The sequence below is a fragment of the Actinomadura sp. SCN-SB genome (assembly GCF_043906805.1).
Classification (GTDB): Bacteria; Actinomycetota; Actinomycetes; order Streptosporangiales; family Streptosporangiaceae; genus Spirillospora.
In genome coordinates, this window is the sequence record NZ_JBIMPP010000028.1 from 1 (window position 1) to 17520 (window position 17520).

At 68.2% G+C, this 17520-nt stretch carries 13 protein-coding genes; 4 read left to right on the forward strand and 9 right to left on the reverse strand.

All coding sequences use genetic code 11. The features are described 5' to 3' along the window. Nucleotides 1–296 (reverse strand): hypothetical protein (locus ACGWYJ_RS19305; protein WP_395107464.1); only part of this gene is annotated, 296 nt, incomplete at its 3' end. Between the two features lie 645 nt (nt 297–941). On the opposite strand from ACGWYJ_RS19305, the gene ACGWYJ_RS19310 reads away from it, so the two are divergent. From ACGWYJ_RS19310 to ACGWYJ_RS19325, 4 genes are all read left to right on the forward strand, one after another. Beyond that, on the forward strand, nt 942–3404 hold the full coding sequence (locus ACGWYJ_RS19310; protein ID WP_395107465.1) for an NACHT domain-containing protein: 2463 nt from the start codon (nt 942–944) through the stop codon (nt 3402–3404). Between the two features lie 428 nt (nt 3405–3832). After that, complete coding sequence (locus ACGWYJ_RS19315) at nt 3833–4249, forward strand: ATP-binding protein (protein WP_395107466.1); 417 nt, start codon at nt 3833–3835, stop codon at nt 4247–4249. A 657-nt stretch (nt 4250–4906) separates the two neighbouring features. After that, nucleotides 4907–6067, forward strand: coding sequence for a hypothetical protein (locus ACGWYJ_RS19320; RefSeq protein WP_395107467.1), 1161 nt, complete (start codon nt 4907–4909; stop codon nt 6065–6067). Nucleotides 6068–6175: 108 nt separating this feature from the next. Then, entirely contained in the window at nt 6176–6580 is a 405-nt protein-coding gene (locus ACGWYJ_RS19325) for a hypothetical protein (RefSeq protein ID WP_395107468.1), read from the forward strand. A 113-nt stretch (nt 6581–6693) separates the two neighbouring features. On the opposite strand, the gene ACGWYJ_RS19330 is transcribed toward ACGWYJ_RS19325, so the two are convergent. The 8 genes from ACGWYJ_RS19330 to ACGWYJ_RS19365 form a co-directional block, all read right to left on the reverse strand. Next, nucleotides 6694–7674: an NlpC/P60 family protein gene (locus ACGWYJ_RS19330; protein WP_395107545.1), complete on the reverse strand. Its 981-nt coding sequence runs from the start codon at nt 7672–7674 to the stop codon at nt 6694–6696. Further along, nucleotides 7671–8612, reverse strand: coding sequence for a replication-relaxation family protein (locus tag ACGWYJ_RS19335; protein WP_395107469.1), 942 nt, complete (start codon nt 8610–8612; stop codon nt 7671–7673). Before ACGWYJ_RS19335 ends, ACGWYJ_RS19330 begins: the two co-directional genes overlap by 4 nt. After that, a complete protein-coding gene (locus tag ACGWYJ_RS19340) occupies nt 8609–11068 on the reverse strand; it encodes a type IV secretory system conjugative DNA transfer family protein (protein WP_395107470.1) in 2460 nt (819 codons plus the stop codon). The genes ACGWYJ_RS19335 and ACGWYJ_RS19340 overlap by 4 nt, the downstream gene beginning before the upstream one ends. Next, nucleotides 11065–12705 carry a VirB4 family type IV secretion system protein gene (locus tag ACGWYJ_RS19345; RefSeq protein WP_395107471.1) on the reverse strand — a complete coding sequence of 547 codons (1641 nt, stop codon included), beginning with the start codon at nt 12703–12705 and terminating at the stop codon, nt 11065–11067. Before ACGWYJ_RS19345 ends, ACGWYJ_RS19340 begins: the two co-directional genes overlap by 4 nt. 152 nt (nt 12706–12857) lie before the next feature. Beyond that, entirely contained in the window at nt 12858–13829 is a 972-nt protein-coding gene (locus tag ACGWYJ_RS19350; protein WP_395107472.1) for a PrgI family protein, read from the reverse strand. Then, nucleotides 13826–15214: a proline-rich domain-containing protein gene (locus ACGWYJ_RS19355; RefSeq protein WP_395107473.1), complete on the reverse strand. Its 1389-nt coding sequence runs from the start codon at nt 15212–15214 to the stop codon at nt 13826–13828. The genes ACGWYJ_RS19350 and ACGWYJ_RS19355 overlap by 4 nt, the downstream gene beginning before the upstream one ends. 232 nt (nt 15215–15446) lie before the next feature. Further along, complete coding sequence (locus tag ACGWYJ_RS19360; protein WP_395107474.1) at nt 15447–15770, reverse strand: pilin; 324 nt, start codon at nt 15768–15770, stop codon at nt 15447–15449. A 313-nt stretch (nt 15771–16083) separates the two neighbouring features. Further along, nucleotides 16084–16905 (reverse strand): hypothetical protein, encoded by an 822-nt coding sequence (locus tag ACGWYJ_RS19365; RefSeq protein WP_395107475.1) that lies wholly within the window; start codon nt 16903–16905, stop codon nt 16084–16086. Nucleotides 16906–17520: the final 615 nt, after the last annotated feature.

Below are 17520 nucleotides of genomic sequence, written 5' to 3' on the forward strand. Positions count from 1 at the left end.
TTCAGGGTTGCCGTGGCGTGCTCTTCTTCGACGCCCCGATTGATCTTTTTGCTGGTGTTCGTGTCGACCAGTCCGGCTCCACTTGAATCCTGGCAATCGTCCACGGTCGCCTCATCGCCGTGGATTCGGACATCTCGGATGTGGACCACGATGTTTCCGTAGGTGGCGATACCGTCAGTCTCGAGCTTCTTGATCCTTTTAAGGGTTCTGGAAAGCTGCGGCTCAACCATGTGCTTCGACAGTTGCTCGGTACGCGTAGCCGCTGGAAGGGAGGCGGCGCGATCCAGTATCGCCACGAACTGCCGATATGACTGTCGAACCGCTTCGACCTCGGCAGCTGAGGGGCTTTGCGGTGATGTGGCTTGCGCCTCCGCGTGAGGTCGCGGAGGTGTTGGAAGAGTCACTCTTTCCGCTTCGCCCTGACAGCCAGCTGACAGGAGCACGGTGCAGAATATTCCGATTCGAGTGCTCGTCTTGCCTGCCGCATCTGACAATTTTGACAGCTTGGGCACTCGAGACATGGCTGACTCCCGGGAAGGTTTCCTACCTGCCTCTGCGGCGACTCGAGCCCAGGTGCTTTTGGGTCGATCAAAGGCTTCGAGTGATGGTAGGGCTTCGCTGGGAATCTCGCCGCCGCTTCAACAGGGAGAGAAGGTAAATCTATCGCCATAGCAATTGGCATACGTGTCTTCAAAGGGCATGCCTATTGAAGTGCGCATAAGCCATATACTGGGAGTTGCTGGCGCTCGGATGCAATCCCGAAGGGCCCGGTTGGCGAGGACGGAACGAGTGGTGCTCATGGCCGCACGGCGAGTCGACCACAGTCGTGTGTGGCCGGACGCTGCCACTGAGCGACCAGGTCGGGGATTGTTGTTGCCCCTTGACCCTGCGGGCACGAGTCTTGCCACATGGGACGCGGAGGGAGGGGCTGGGCGTCGCCCGTGACGTTGCTGCTCCTCACGGTCTTCATTGGCCTTGTGACAAACCTCGCGACCGGGACCGTCGAGGTCGACGGCCGGTGGGTACTGGTCACGTGGGCGGTGCTGGGCGTACTGGTCGTGGCCACCGTGATCGTCCAGCTGCGGCAGGGGGGCGCTCGATCCACGTCCGATAGGCAGGCGCAGGCCGAGGAGACGCTGGCACGGGCAGTCCGACGCCGCTGGGACGATGAGGCGGCGGCCCGAGCGCTTGACCAGCCGGTCCCCATGCCAGTGCAGTGGAAACTGCACGAGCTGTCCACGGCCGACCACGTCCCCGAAGGGTTCCCCGGGACGAGTGACCCGATGGAAGACTTCGCGAGATTCTTCCGCTACCTGGACCGGCGGCGCCTCGTCGTGCTGGGCGGCGCCGGGGCGGGCAAGACCACCCTCGCCGTCCAGCTCTTGCGCGCCCTGCTGCGCCAGGCGCGCCGAGAGAATGGCGCCAGAGATTCCGTACCCGTTCTGCTGCAGGTGAGTGACTGGCGCCCTGGAGCTGCCGGCAGCTTCCTGGACTGGCTGGTGAAGAATATTGACCAGGAGTATCCGTTCCTGGCTCGGGAGTACGGTCCCGGCATCGTGCGGCTGCTTGTCGAGGACAACCGGATTCTTCCCATCCTCGACGGACTGGACGAACTGCCCGCCGCGAAAGACTTGATCCAGGCGCTCAGGAACTCCCTGACGGAGGATTCGCAGTTCATCCTTACCTGCCGCACCGAGCCGTTCCGCGAGGCCGCCGGAGCAGGGGAGCGGCCGAGCGGCATGGTGGTCATCGAACCCGAACCGCTGGCCGCAGCCGCGATCGCGGACTACCTCAGGCGATGCCTGAGCCTCATGAGTTCGACCGAGACGCAGGACGCGCGCTGGGAGGCCATCCTCGTCGGGCTGGAGTCCCCAGAACCACCGAGCGGCTCCCTCGCCATTCTGGGCAGCGTGGTCTCGACACCGTTGGGACTCTGGCTGCTCCGCGCCACATATGTGTCGTCCGACGGTGACCCGCGCGAACTGCTGGACTCCCAACGCTTCCCAGACGAGGCAGCGCTCCGCCGCCACCTGTTCGACCAGCTCATCCCAGCCGTGGCGCGGACCGCGCAACGCCCCAGCGATGAACCAGCACCCCGCCGTCCTCGCCGGGACTACGAACCCGACCGGCTTCGAGAACGGCTGCGCGTGGTGGCCAGTCTGATGGAGTCGATGCCCAGCGCCGCCTACTACTCGGTTCGGCGGGACTCTGACGGTGCACCGACCCGTGATTTCCGCTGGTGGTACCTAGCCGCCGCCGTGGTGCCACGGTGGCTGCTTCCCCTCGTTCACGTGGGGCTTGGCGCCGTGATCGGGGCGACGACTGGGGCGCTCGCCGGCGTCTTCGCCACCGAGGAGACGGCGCAAGGTTTAGGCGATAACGCACCCGCCCCGGTGACCGCTGCGATCGGGTTTGCCTTCCTCGGCTCACTCGTCGGCGGCTGGCAGGCTCGATCTGCGTGGGACGCGGCAAGGCGCACGCCTGTACTGACCGTAATCCCATTTCGATGGTCCGCTCTGCGACTGGCGGGTCAGCACAGTCGGCTTCTGCGGATCTTCGCAGCGATATTTGCGGCCTTGCTCGGAATAATTCTCGCCATCAGGATATTGACGGTGATTGTCGGCAAGGTATGGGAAGAAATCGCACCACCAGCACCGGAATGGTTCTCGTCGAGTAGTGGCAAAAGTCAACTTTTGCCGGTTCTCATAGTGGCAGGGTTGGCGCTACTACTTACTCTTGCCTTTATTGAAGACGATCGCCAACATGAGGTAGCTGGGCCGGTGTCCACGTTGCGTGCCGAGTTCGCCGGAGTGCTCCTCAAACTCGCAGCTGGCGGCTTCGTCGCCGGATTGTTCCTTCTATTTAGAGCGATCAGCGAACCAGGCTATGGCCGGGTCGGTCTCGATGGAGCGGTCTTTGCGTTTGTCCTGCTTTGCATCGGGCTGCTCGCTGGGTCCCGGGTGTGGCTCGGGTACCTCACGGCCGTAGTTGTCCTGGCAGTCCGGGACGGCTTTCCTTTGCGCCTGATAGCGTTTATGGACGATGCCCATCGCATGGGTTTGCTCAGGACGTTCGGCCCGGCGTACCAGTTCCGTCACGCGGATCTTCAAGACCACTTAGCCATGCCCTACCGCGTACAGGGCGCCGAAGGTGAGTCTGCTGAATCTGCCGAGTCTCCAGCGCAATCCGGAAGCGGGTTGTCTAGAATTCTGCGACGCCCCTTCGTGCTACTCCCTTTTGTATTGGTCATTAGTCTTCTGGTTGGCATGGCCTTGCGATGGGGGCTCGAAGCTGTACTTAGCGATGCAATCGCAAGATATATAGAGATCGTTGTTGGCATGCTAGCAATAGCGGTTGCTTCTCTTTGGAACCCAATTCGGCGTTGTCTGCGACGTCTGCGTTGACTTCGGTCGGCAGACCGTCTAGATGTAAGCATTTATATGCGATATCCCTCCCCATTTTTGTGGGTTTGCGCTGAGGGTGGCGCCTGCGGATGGGCACTGAGCGAAGGTGTGGCATGGTCAGCCGCGCTGGTGTCTGGCCTGTATCAACAAACGCGCGCCTGCTGTTAGCAACTTGGCGAGACGATCGGGTGCCTGTCGTCGATTAATGCCCGCGCCAATCGAATGCAGTCCTAGGACTTACTGAACGCACCCTGTCCGTCTAGGTCGGATGCCGGAAAGAACTTGGCGCGCAGGCTTGACGTTAGCGTTGGAGGGGTGGTTTATAGGGGCCGGTTCGTCCGTGATTCAGGGCTGCATATAGTGATGCGGCAGCAGGCGGGAATGCAGGGAGGAAAAGCGTGACGAGGCAGGCCCTTTCATGGAGTCGTGTGTTCGCGGGGCGTCTGGACCAGGTCCCGGCCGCGCGGCATTTCGCAACGTTCCTGTTCTCCGACACGAGGATCGTGGAGGAGGTGGCGTATGTGGTGACAGAGCTCAGTACCAACGCCGTGCGCCACACGCTGTCCGGGCAGGGCGGCAGCTTCAGAGTCCAGCTCGTTCTCAACGGCTGGGCGTACGTCGCGGTCACCGACATGGGAGGCGGAGGTTTCCCCACTGTCCGTCCCGACCCCGCAGACGGCAGCACACGCGAGTACGGGAGGGGCCTGCTGTCCATCGCCCAGATGGCTGTCTCACTGGGCGTACACGGCAGCCCGGAGGAAGGCCACACCGTATGGGCCGACCTTGCTGGGGCGTACGAGCCCCCGCAGCGTCCGCACCTCGTAGAGGCGGCTCCGGCCGGCTGAGGTGGGACCAGCCTGTAGGTAGCAGGCTGGTCCCGGCCTCAGCATAGGTCGGGCTGTGGGGTCCCGCTCGTGCTTCTTCGGAGTGCGAGCGGGACCTTTTGCTGTTGGCGGCAGACCGGGGGGCCAGCCAGGGGGCCAAGCGGGGGGCCGACCGGGGGGCCAGCTATGGGCGGCCCACCCGCCGGTGGCTGTCTCCGCAGGTAGGGGCCGATTTGGGTCGGCTGCTGGTGCGCCCGGATACCCCTTACAGGGGTCCACAAGGAAGTATCGAGGCGGAGATCCATCGGCCCTCCTGCTCTTTATCCGGGCCCATCCCGTCGACCCCCTCTCTAACTGCTCTCCGCTTTTCGCGGCCGATTTAGCATTCGCCGATCCCCGAGCCCGCGCTGCCTAAGTACCACGAAGTCCCTCCCGCGCCGGGCGTGTGCCCTCAAATTGAGAGCCTCGCGGAGGCTCCGCACACGCTAGATCCGTGCCCACCGGTGAAATTAAATTCCTGTTGGGATTGAGGTAACCAAGTCCAGCCGGTCCGGCTAGAAAAATGTCGGCGCTCCTAGTTGCGGTGCTGTATGGCATCGAGAAATGGTCGTCATGGCGGCGACGCCGGGCGGGAAAGTCCCGCCCCGTGGATTCGCCGTTCAAGGAGGCGAAAGAAAAATGGCGATCGACACCATTGCCCCGGCGGGCATCACCGGTATCACCGGCGCCGCTGAAACGGCCGGTGACGCGACCGGGAACGGCGGCGGCGGGTTCCACCCGACCGGCGCCGCTCAGGCGGTGTGGAATGTGCTGGCGGGTTCCCCGGACGGCGCCACGGTGACCGCGATCAGCCAGGCGTGCGGGCTGAGCCGGTCGGCGGTCACCAAAGCACTGACCGCGTTCGCCGAGGCCGGTCACGCGGTCCGGTCACCGGGTTCGGGGTCCGGGCGCGGGCGTACCCCTGATGTGTGGGCACCGGTCACCGGCGCCCCGGACGCGGACACCGGCGCCATCTCGGACGCGGACACGCGCACGGACACGGACGCCGACACAGAGGCCGACACAGAGGCCGACACAGAGGCCGACACAGAGGCCGACACAGGGGCGGACACGGGTGCGGACAGCGCGCCGGACGCGGGCGCGGCTGGGCCGGTCACCGGGGTGACGGACACCGACACCGCCCCGGACACGGGTGCGGACACGGGCGCCCCGGACGGCACCGGCGGGGCCTCGGCCGGTGGCGGGGTGCCGCTGGATGAATCGCTGCGGGCGGCCATGCGGATCCTGTCGGAGGAGGCCGACCGGCGGGCGGCGGCCGAGGAGGCGTTGCGGCGGGCGCAGCAGGAGGAGGCCGAACGGCGCGCCCGTGTGGACGCCGAACTCGCCAAAGCGCACATGCGGGAGGCTACCCGGACCGTGCTGGCCGATCTCCTCGGGGCGGTCACGGCGACGCTTGCGGCGGTCACCGACGATGACCACGAGCGCATCGTGGCCGGGCTGGAGTCCGTGGACAACTACGCCCGCGCCCTGCGCGGCGCGGCGCGGCAGGGCGCCACCGGCCGCACGGGGCCGCGCGGCAACCGTCCGGGCGCGGGGGCGGGCGGTCCGCGTAGCGCGCCCCGTCCGCTGCGCCCGGCGGTGATCGAACACCTCAAGGCCCACCCCGGCAAGGAGTTCACCCCCGGCGAGATCGCACGGGTTCTGGACCGCTCGTCCGGCGCGGTCGCCAACGCCCTGGACAGCCTCGCCGGACAGGGCATCGCCGAACTCACCAGCGAACGCCCCCGCCGCTTCCGCCTGGCCACCGGCACCGACACCGCCCACGCCGAGGACGCCTGAACAACGGGCGGGGCGGACGGGTGCTGGCCCGTCCGCCCCGTCATGACCAGGGCCCGCAAGGGGCCCTCACGCAATGCAACGAGATGGCCATGACGAAGGAGAAGGTACATGTCCGGTGAGGTCTCGAACGAGATCGCGAACGGCATGGCGGGTAAAACTCCCCGCACGGAGGGACGCGGCGAGATGTTCGTGTTCCTGGGATGGGCGTGGGACGTTGACGCCGCCACCCGGCTTGCGGCCCGTCACCCGGTCGTATGGCGGGACGTGGCCCGGATGGGTTGGGCACGGCACGTCGTCCACATCGACCGCGATCACGCCGCGCGGGTGACGCTGTCACGCCCGCTGATCGCGGTTCCGGTTCCGAAGGCGGAGGTCCCGCTGGTGATCGACGGATACCACCGCATCCACCGCGCCATCACTCTCAAGATCCCCCGCTTGCCCGTGATCGTGTTGGACGCAGCCGACGAACGCGCCTGCCGGATCATGGGCGGTGGCGTCACCCCACCGGGCTAGACACGGGTTGAGCGCGGTATGGGCCTCGGGGCGGTCAGACCACCCCGAGGCCCGTTCGTGTGTCCGGTAGGCGGGTACCGGCGCGGGCGGGCCGGGCGCGATCACAGGCCGGTTCACCGGGCGGGCTGGAATCTGAGTAGGGGACGGGTGGCGCCGATCCAATCGGCGCGCCGGTACGACTCGGACCCGATGTTGGGCTGGCAAGTGGAACACCTCGCGGCGACCATCTTGCCGGGGGCGATCACCAGCCCGACGTGTCCGGGCCGGTTGGAGGAGGTGCCGGGGCCGGAGTTGAAGAACACCAGGTCCCCCGGCTGCTCGCGCCCCTTGGGGATGCGGACTCCGAACGGCCATTGCTGGAAGGTCGTTCGGGGGATCGTGTACCCGGCGGCGCGGTAGGCGGCTTGGACGAGGCTGGAGCAGTCCCATGCGTGGGGGCCGGTGGCGCCGAACACGTACCGCTTGCCTCGCTGCGCCATCGCGAAAAAGATGATCTTGCTCACGGCTCCGCCCGGTGGGTTCGCTACAGCGCTTACCGGGGCGCAGCCGGGGCCGGGCGTGGCGGTTCCGGCAGGGCTGGCCGGTGCGGCGGCCTGGTAGCGGCGGGCGCGGGCCAGGACGTTGCTTACGTAGGCCTGTGAGTGGTTGTAGGCGTACAGGGCTTTCCGCATGTCGGTTGGGGCGCCGTTGTGGCGTAGGTAGCGGGCGGCGGCCGGGATAGCGTCGGCGGGGTCGTAGCGGTCTGTGCGTCCGTCCCGGTTGCCGTCCACACCGAACGCGGCCCAGGTGCCAGGTAGGAACTGCATGGGCCCACCGGCGCCGAAGGCGTTCTGACCGGATCGGACGCCCGGCGCGCGTGACCTTCCGTGGTCGGATTCCACGGCACCGACGGCGGCCAGCACGGGCCACGGAATGCCGTAGTCGGCGGCGGCCCTGCGATACAGCGCCAGATAGGCCGGTGGGATGTCGGCCACCGGGGCGCCCGTGCCCGTGCCGCTAACCGGGACGCAGGCGGGGTGTTGCGCGGTGGCCCCGGCCACGACGCCGACCAGGACCGCGATCAGCAGGACCGCACCGGCGAGGACGGCGATCACCGGCAAGAGGCGTCCTCGCCGGTGTCGGAGCCGGACGAGGCAGGCATGGTGGTCGTGGGCTCGCCGGGTGTGGGCCAGGTGTCGGCGAGTTCAATCAACCGGCGGCGCGGGCCGGTGTGCCCGGCGGGCAGCCATACCGAGTCGGCGGGGCTGGCACTGCTGGCGGTCTGGACGGCGGTGGCCACCGGAATCTCGGGCGTGCCGAGCTGCCGGCGAAGGTTGATCTCGCGGCGCACGCTGGGGAGCCAGAACAGAACCGGCGTGGTGATCCCGGTTGCCTCGGCGAGTGCGGTGTAGCCGCCGAGCTTGGCGGCGACCTTGGCCAGGACGGTGCTGCCGGTGTCGTGCTCAAGAAAGAAGTCGATCTTGGTTGGCTGGCCGGTGTGCGGCTCGGTTTCGGTCCACCGGCCGTAGGCGTCCGGGCGTGCGAGATCGCCCCACAGCTGCGCGCAGCGCCGTTCCGACCACCACTTCGCGAGATTCGCGTTCGGGGTGTGACGGGCGTGGGCGTGCAGGCGGGTGAAGAACTCGTTCACTCCGACCTGGTGGCCGAGGTGCTGGGAGTGGCAGATCGCCAGCGTTGCCGCGCGCCGGTATCCGAGCTCGTTGACGGTGATCCCTCGCTCGGCTGCCAGGACCTCGGCGCCGAGCGGGCCGAGCACCCAGTGGAAGGGGGCGGCACCGACCGGTACCCAGGGCTGGAACCTCTCCACCGCGCGCATCCTGAACAGTTCCAGCAGGCGGTGCCGTCCCTTGCCCGGAGTGCTGAACAGGATCACGCTGACCTGGTGCGTGGTGAGCACGCGATGCTCCCACACCAGTTCGAGGAGCTGCCGGTCTCGGTCGGTGAGGCGCCGCCGCAGCTCCAGGAACAGCTCGGAGCTGGAGCGGGCGGGAACGGTCGGGACCATACGCATGCGCATCCGGGTTTGGCTCATCGAGTGATCTCCTGCTCGTCACGCGGATCGGTGAGGATCGAGGGCGCGGTCGACAGCGCCTTGGTTACGGAGGTGGGATCGGACGCGAAGCGCTTGCGGGACTCCTGGCGCACCTCTTCGGCGCGTCCGTTGATGGGTACGGGGAGCGGCCGGGTGCGGAAGGTGAAGGCCGGGCTCGGTCGCCCCTGCGTGACGAGGCGTGCCGCGGCTTGGTAGGCGCCGAGGTGGGCGAGGTCGTGCGCGGAGATGACCGGGCCGGCATGGCGCACGAGGTCGCTGGTGTCTTCTGGCGAGGCGGCGAAGTAGATCTTGTTGCGTGCGTCGGCGGAGACGGCGTCGCGCAGGTCCTTGGGAAGCTGCGACAGGTGCTGGTGCGCCAGGACGAGGGAGAACCGGTAGCCGCGGGCCTCGGCGAGGATGTCCGACACCGAGCCGGGCAGGTTCAGGAAGTTGTGGCACTCGTCCAGGTAGGCGGCCGCGTCCCGCCGGTCGGCCTCGGGGAGCGCGGCGCGCCGGGTGATGCCTTGCCAGGTGTGCGCCAGCAGCATCGAGCCCAGTAGCCGGGCCGCGTCCTCACCGAGGACGCCCTTCGGTAGGCGGGCCAGGACGAGCCCACCTTTGTCCAGGTGACGGGCGAGATCCACGCTGGACTCGCTGGCGGCGAGGGCCTGGCGGACGAACGGGCGAAGCAGGACGGCGCGCAGCTTGTTCATGACCGGGCTGATCAGTGCGGCTCGTCCGGCGGCGGAGAGTTCGTCGTAGCCGGTCCAGAATCCGCGCAGTAGCTCGTCGGGGAGTCGTCCGACGAGCCGGGCGCGATAGGGCGCGTCCATGAGCAGGCGTGGAATGTCGGCGAGGGTTGCGCGCGGGCCGTGCGCGCAGGCGAGGGTGAGGCACGCGGAGCGGAGAAGGTCGTCCAGCCGGGGTCCCCAGGCCGAGGGATAGCAGCGGTGGAAGATCGAGACGACCGAGTCCACCGCGAACGCCGGGTCGGGGCCGCCGAGGATGTTGACCGAGGGCGGCGGGGCTTCATCGGACGGATCGAACAGGACCGTCCGCTCCACCGCGCGAGTCGGGAGCCGGTCGAGTATGTCGGTGACCAAGTCGCCCTTTGGATCGACGACCAGCGCGCCGCGCCCTTCCCTGGCGTCGGCGAGCACCATGTTGACCAGGAGCGTGGACTTCCCGACTCCGGTCTGGCCGAGGACGTGGACGTGTTGCCGGGCACCGAGGACCGGTAGCGCGACCGGACGCGGGTTGCCGCTATCGGCCGTCCCAAGGATCCGCGCCGGTCCGGTGGCGGTGCTGGGGCCGGTGGGGATGTCAGGCGAGGGCGCCACAGGCCGGGCGGCGGCACGGGTGATGGCCGGGGCATCGTGGTCGAGGGGTAGGTGCGCAAGCGCGGCCAACTCGGACGCACTGAGCAGGTAACCGCGCCCGAGGTGGCGGCTGTTGAGGGTGGCGGCCGGGTGGCGGAGTCGGCGGCGGCGAAGGTACTGGGTCGCGGCGGAGTACAGCGCGGCCAGGGACGCGACGGCGTGGGCGTGGCCGCGCAACCAACCGTCGGCAGCTTCGCGCGGCAGGCTGGTGGCGACGGCGTAGCGCACCTCGGCCTCAAAGCGTGGTTGCGCCGCCTTGGCCAGGACCGCCTGAATCTGGGCGGCGCGCTCGGGCCTGGCCCGCCCGCCCTCGGTGCCATGGAGCCCATACCGGCTGCGGCCGGTGCCGGGGGTGATGAGGTCGAAGACCATGGCTTTGATCCCGGAGGATCGTCCGGTCCTCAGCGCGGCGGCGATGCGGTGCGCGCGTCTCAACCGGCGTCCGGTCACCGGGCGCGCGAGTATCTGGACGGCGATCTGCTCACCGCGCCGTAGCCCCGACACCACCCCGAGCAGTGGCCGGAGCGGATCGGTGGCGTAATCGGCCTTCAGAGGATGGGACTCCTCGTGAGCCATTACCAGGCGTCCGCCGGTCACGGCGTACTCGGAGGGGACCAGGTCGCAGGCGGGGCGGGTGGTGACGGTGGCGCCCGGCCAGGCCGCTCGGATCGTCTGCTCGACCAATCCGGACGGGACGACCCCTGGCACCCAGACCTGCACGCGAAGTCCGGCTTCATCGCCGGTGTACTCGAAGGCCAGGTGCGGCTGGCCGTAGATCCACCGCTTCCACCGGGGAGCGAGCAGGCCGGTCTGGTGCGCCCACCATGCGGGCGCGCTCGCCGGATCGACCTGCGGCGGTATGGACACGGTGACAAGGCGTGCCTCGCGGTTGAACCGGCGAGTCCGCCACATCCTCGCCGCGACCTGGGCACTCGCTCGTGTGGCGCCGAGGATGGTGATGACGAGTGCGGTCTCGGGAGCGTGGTGGGAAAGCAACCCGGCCAGTGCATCCGGGATGCGGGCGAGGTCATCGAAGAGGTGAGTCCAGGAGGGGGCAGGCTCCGGAAGAGCGCTCACAGCGGGTCCTCCTCCGCGACCTGGGCATCCAGCAGCTCGTCAGGGCGCGTCGTGATCACGTCGTGTTCGGCCTGGGAGGAGATGGCGGCGAAGGCTGCCCGATCGCCGGCGTTGCCTCCGCACAGGAGACCTTCTCCGCGTTCGGCCGCGAGGAGGAAAGCCCGCTCACCCTCCGACAGTCCGAACGCCTCGCCGACCGTGCTGATCGCTTGAGGTGACTGGCGGAGGAGGATCTGGGTTGCCGAGTTGGAGACCACGGCGCGGCCGAGATCGGAGGCCAGGAGGTCTGCGGCGTCCTGGGTGACGACGGTGAGCCCGGCCCAGTGTTTGCGGGCCGACTTGGCGAGGCGGTAGAGGAACTTGGCGCCTTCGGCCTCGCGCATAAGCATCCAGGCTTCATCAACGATGACCAGGCGGGGCCGCCGGTCGGCAGGGTTTGCGACCTTGCGCCAGATCGCGTCCAGCGCCAGCAGGACCCCCACGGACTTGACCTCCTCGGGTAGGTCCCGCAACGAGAACACCACCAGATGCCCGTCAGGGGGCGTGGTGGTCGAGGAGGCGAACAGCCCCTTGTAGGAGCCGGTGACGTAGGGCGCGAGCCGTTCGGCGAGGCCCGTCCCTTCGGGATGCTTGGCGATGGCGAGCTGCTCGACCAGGTCGGCCAGCAATGGCGCTGGGCGCGTCCAGGTGGCCGGGTCGAAGGTGATGCCCTTGGCCGCGTAGGCGGCGAGCACGGCGCGGTCCAGGACGGGCCGGGCGGCCGAGGACAGGGGCTCGCCGAGCATTGTGGCAACCAGGGTGTGAATGAACAGAGCGCGCCGGGTCAGCACTTCCCCGCTCTGGTCGGTGGGCAGGTCGAACGGGTTGAACGCGACCTTGGGCGCGCCGAGGGCGATGTGGGTACCGCCGGCGGTCTCGGCGAGGCGGCGGTACTCGTCTTCGGGGTCAACGACGCAGACCTGCACGCCGTGGTACAGCAGCCGCAGCGCCTCCAGCTTGGTGAAGTAGGACTTGCCCGCGCCCGACCGCGCCAGGACCACGGAGTTGTGGTTGTCCTGGGCGAACCGGTCCCACACCACCACGCCCGAGCTCGCCACGTTCATGCCGTACAGCACCCCGGTCTTCCCAAGAGATGCGTTCAGGTCCGGGGAGGCGAAGGGGAACGAGGCGGCCAGGGCCGCGGTGTCGAAGGTGCGGCGCTGCCGGATCGCGTCCTCGCCCAGCGGCAGGCTGGTCACCCAGCCCTGCAGGGTGCGAAAGGTGGTGGGTTGGGCGTCCAGCAGGAGCGAGGCCGCTAGGGCCCGCACCTGCTGCACCTCGGCCTCCAGCTCCGCCGGGTCCGCGGCGTGCACGGTGAGGTAGAGGCCGACGCGGAACAGACGGCCGTGCCCACGGGCCAGCGAGGAGGCCAGATCGGTGGCGTCCTCGGCAGCGGCCTCCGCTGCGAAATCGACCAGCCGTCCCGCGCGGGCATCGGACCGGGCGGAGGACTCCAGCCGGGCGATCTGTCGCCGCAACCGCTGCGCAGCCATCAGCGGCGGCACCGGCTCCACGTGCAGCGAGACATCCAGACGGCCGGGGTAGGTCAGCAGCGGCTCCAGCCAGCCCGCCCCGACCTCCCGCGGATACCCCGACACCGCAAAGGACGCACACGTCCCACCGGGCAACTCCAGAGCGTTGGCCCCGATGCGAACCGACGAAGGCGCCAACAGGTCACCGAGCCCAACGTCGTGCTCCTCGTAGAGTTCACCGTCGTGGCCGGCGGACCGCAGGAGTCGGGAGCGAAGCTTCACGGGCCCACCACCAGAGGACGGGCGGCAACGGCCGCGTTGATATCCGGAGCTGGCACCGGCCGGGACTCTGTCGGCGAGAACGCTTTGGAGAGCACGCGCAAGGCAGCCTCGGCGTCCAGTTGCTCGGCACTGATCCCGAACCCGGCGAGGGCACGCACCGTCTCGGCTGCCCGCCTGGCGACAATGGCCGCGTTGGCGTCCCGCGCCTTCCCCCGATGTCCGCGGCTTCCAGAACCTCCTGCCGAAGGCTCACGAAGGACGATGAGCACCTCGCGGGCCAAGAGACTTCGTGATTGCGAGAGCTCGTCCAGGTAGGCGGCATGTCCTTCGGCCGCCTGTCGAAGAGCCGGATGCGGCAGCGTGGCGGCGGCCTCGTCCACACGCGCGGTCAGCTCGGACAGGTCGACGGGGCGCGCCTGCACCAGGATCTGGACCGGTGCCTCCAGCGAGTTGAGCCACCGTCCGAAGAACCCCACAAGGGATGCCTGCTCGGCGTCCGTCCGGAGCCCGAAGGACACCGTGCCCGCACGCACCAGCGCAGCCGTCCCGCCTCCGTCCAGTTCCAGGACGCCGTCTTCACGGGTCGTGCGGACAGGAAGGCGCATAGGCTCCGGCAACCGGCCTCGCACACGACACCAGCGCGGCGGCGCTACTACGCCCTCAGAGGCATTTACGAGCTTCCGGTTCCGTTGAAAATGCTGGAGCGCGACCACCACGAAGCGGTCCAACCCCATGCCGTCACGGCGTCCCAGAGCCAGCAGCAATCCAGAGGCCACCGCTGGGAAGACAAGGCCGACGACCACGGCTAGGGGAAGAACCGAGGACCCGGCCACGAAGACCGCCGCAGCGAGGAGCGCGGTGGCGGCCAGGAGGACGAGCTGCCGTCCGGTGAGCCCGTACATGATCTTGTCGGGCTGCTCCACGTCGGCCGGAATCCGCACCGACAGCGGCTCCGCGTAGTCGTTCACCGGGTCCTCCTCTGAAAGCGGCGCCGCCGGGGCGCCTCCACCCGCATGAGCTGGCTGCGTGCCGGTCTCGGTGTCTGCGCCGTCCGCCGTGGCGGGCGGACCGGCGGCTGAGCCGTCGATGTGGCACGGGGCACCGGCCGGGGCATCCCACCCGGCGACCGGCGCGGTTGTTGCGGCTGTGAGCGCCCGTTAGGTCCCGCGCCGGGATGACGGCGGGCGCCACCCGCCGGGCCGCCCTGTCGGCCGCTGTGCGGGCCGTGGCCGGGTCGGTGACCGGGTCCGGGACGTTCATCAGTACGCCGCCCGTTCGCGCCGTGCGGGCCACGTCGTCCGCCGGGGCCGTGCCCGCCGCCGTTGCCGTGCCGGGGACCCCCGCCCGGCCCCGTGTTGTGCGGCCCACCCGACCCACCAGGACGGTTCCGCCCACCCGCCCCTTCAGGGCCAGGCCGACGCCCGCTCCCGGAAGCGGCCCGAGCCGCCTTTCGACCCGAGCCGCCCCGGCTGCCTTTGAGGAGGAACCCGGCCGCCCCGAGGGTCTTGTAGATGATGAGCGTGCGGACCAGACGGCCCAGCGTCCGAGGCTGGGCGGGTTGCCACACAGTCCGCGCCACCCAGCGCGGGATGCAGATCAACACGTACAGCAGCGCGATGATCAGAAGCAGGTCGACCAGTTCGGCCTGGCTGGTGGGGACGCCCATGAAGACGTTGCCGCCGCTGGTCTCCTTGTTGAGCAGCAGGCGCAGCGCGGTGATGAACACGAGCGCCTGGCACACCTGGATCGCCAGGACCCCGGTGATTCCGCGCCACCACAGCCTTGCGATCCCGTCGGTTTGCGGGAGTGCGTGGAACATCAGCGCGATCGGTGCGACGGCGATCAGGACCATGGTGATCGCCAGGCGCATGACGTAGATGAAGACCAGGATGACGGCCATCACCACGGCCACAAGCGTGACCAGGATGAAGAAGGCGCCCGCGGTGTTGACCGAGGCCTCCACCCCTTCGGCCAGCACCCGTCCCGCCTGGTCGGGGTTGATGCGCTCCCCGTCGAGCAGGATCGCCTCCGACAGCCCGTTGGCGAGCCGGATGCCGTAGTCGATGAAGACCAGGCTGGTGTTCATCGCGATGAACGCCGCCACCAGCCGGGTAACGATCTCGCGCGGCGTGATGGTGACGCCGAGGGTTTCTCCGGCCATGAGTAGCACCCCGGCCAGAGCGACCATGAGCACGAAGCAGGTGTTGGCGATGACCAGGGACGAGCGCCAGATCCGTTCGACCTTGGTCATGGCCGCCGACCCGATCTCCGGCGTGGCGAACTGCGTCTCGGCGAGAAACCCCAGCGTCGGCTCGATCGCCGATTTGGCCAGGCTGCGGAACCAGTCGGTCACCGCATTGCGGCTGTAACAGCCCAGGTCAGCGAACGCGCAATCCTCCTCACCTGCATCTGGATTCGCCGAAGCCAGAACCGGCCACGATCCTGCGGTAGCCGCCCGCTCCGGCGCAGGCGCCACCTGCATTGCCGAGGCCGATCCCGCCCAGCACATCAAGGCAAGGGCAGCGACCCCGAGAACCAGTGCCCAGCGGCGCCGCGCGATGGAGCGGCGAGCCCCCGAGGCCACTTCAGCGCCCGACGATGTACTGAAGGATCTGCACGAGAACCGGAGCCAGCGCCGCGACACCGAAACCGAACGCCGCGTTCCGCAGGGTTCGTTTCCCTGCCTCTGCCTCGCTGGGATCGCCCCCGGCCAGCAGGTAGCGGACGCCGCCGATGGTGGCGAACAACGTCGCCAGCGCCACGAGCAGACCGACGATGACATTGCGCAGGTTGGTGATGACCTGATTGAGACGCGCATTGGCCACCACCCGGACGGTCTCCGCGCCCACGGCCTCGGCCGCGGAGGAAATCGTGAAGGCCATCACCAGGCCGACGACCAGAATGCCCACGCACCACAGGACGACGGCGGCCAGGAGACGAACCCAGCTCACGCCGGCTCGGCGCGAGAAAGAAGGCGGGGAGAACGAACGCGTACGCATGGAAGCTGCCCTCCAGTGGGAGAGAGGAAGGTGGATTGCGAGCCGAAGCGGCATCGAGTGGACGACCGATGGAGAAGCATGAGGCTCGCGGTGCGGAGACGGCCCAGGCCTGACGGGCTTCCTCCTCACGAATTGGTGCTGGATTCTCGGCTGGGGACCGGGTGACCATCCGGCCCGGGTCCGCCTCCGCGTCCGCGAGGTCCTTCGCTCAATGACGGACCGGTCAGGCCCCAGGACTGGACATCAGATCCTCGACGCCTCCGCGAAGACCGCCGTCGCGCATCGCCTCCACCAGCCTTTTCTCAGCCCGGCGGCGGCGCTTCATCAGCGCTTCGTAGGAGATCCCGAGCTGCTCGGCGATGGTGTGCGGTGAGATCTTTTCCAGCCTGGTCGCGGTGATGAGCTCAGCCTCATCCCGCGTGATGACCCCCTGCTGGACTGCGGCGTCCATGAGCAGATCCACATGCGAGTCCGCAGCCTCACGGTTGGGGACGAGTTCGGCGAGCACCTGAGGCTCGACCGGCACAACGCGCACCCGCGGGGCATAAGCCCGCTGAACCTTCTTGGTCGAGCGCCACAACAGCCGCGCAGCAATGCCAGGCCGGTTGATGTCGATGTCCAGGAGCGCGTCGTAGAACGCGGTGAGCAGTTCGCCGGCCACCCGATCTGTTCCGGGCTGCTCCTCCCAGGCCACGCACCGACGCAGATCACGCCGCAGCGCCGTCCGAAGCCCCGGAAGCGCGACACCCACGCACCCCACGATCCAGGCCGAGCTGCGCTGCCGAGCCCGATTGACCAGCAGGCTCCACACAGCATCGCGCGGGGCCTGGCTGGTGGACGGGTGCAGCAGGACATCACGCAGTTCATCGAGCGGAATGACCCGCGCAGGCAGCCCGTGCCCCAGGGCCGCGCCGTCCACGGCCAGCGGAGAAGGACCCTGCGTCAACAGGGCGAATGTCTTCTCCGCCATGTCGAAGGGGTGGCGGCTGCTGCTCGTACGGTCGGCGACCCGGCTCGTCGCGTGGCTGATGGTGCTGGAGTTCATGGCAGACCCCCGATGGTCGAGTGGAATCGGTCGCCGCCATGTCGCCAGCACGCTCAGACACAACTCAGACGGATCTCATGCAGAACCTCGGACGGTCCATCGCCACGGAGCCTGTGGATAACCTGCACACTCTGGGGGCTCTGTGTCTAAAACGGCCTTCTACCTGCGCAGATGCTTGCCTAAGTCGATGTCTCGCGGTCGTTGAGGCGCCAAAGGTCAAGGGAAGACAAGTGTCTAGATCGGGCTCTGAGCTGGGAGGATGCAACACCAGCCAGCAATCGTTAAAGGAAGGCTGAGTTGCTCGGCGGTGCAGGGGGCTCGCTGGGACGGCTGCGCGGCACCGGAAGTGCAGGCTGTCGCAGCGCTAAGGTCAAGCGGGATAGGCACTGCGCTGATCCGCCCGGCCGAACGGCTTGCCGCCCAACGAGGCGTACGCCTCATCGGGACTGGGCATCGACGATCAGGAGAATCCGCGAGCTGCGGCTCAACACGCCCGATTGGGTATCGGCCCACCGTCCGCTACGTGGATCGTTGCTTCTACACCGACGGCGCAGGCAGGGAACATCCGGTCGAGGCTCGTGAGATTTCCGGCTCAAAAACCTCGATCCCATTTTC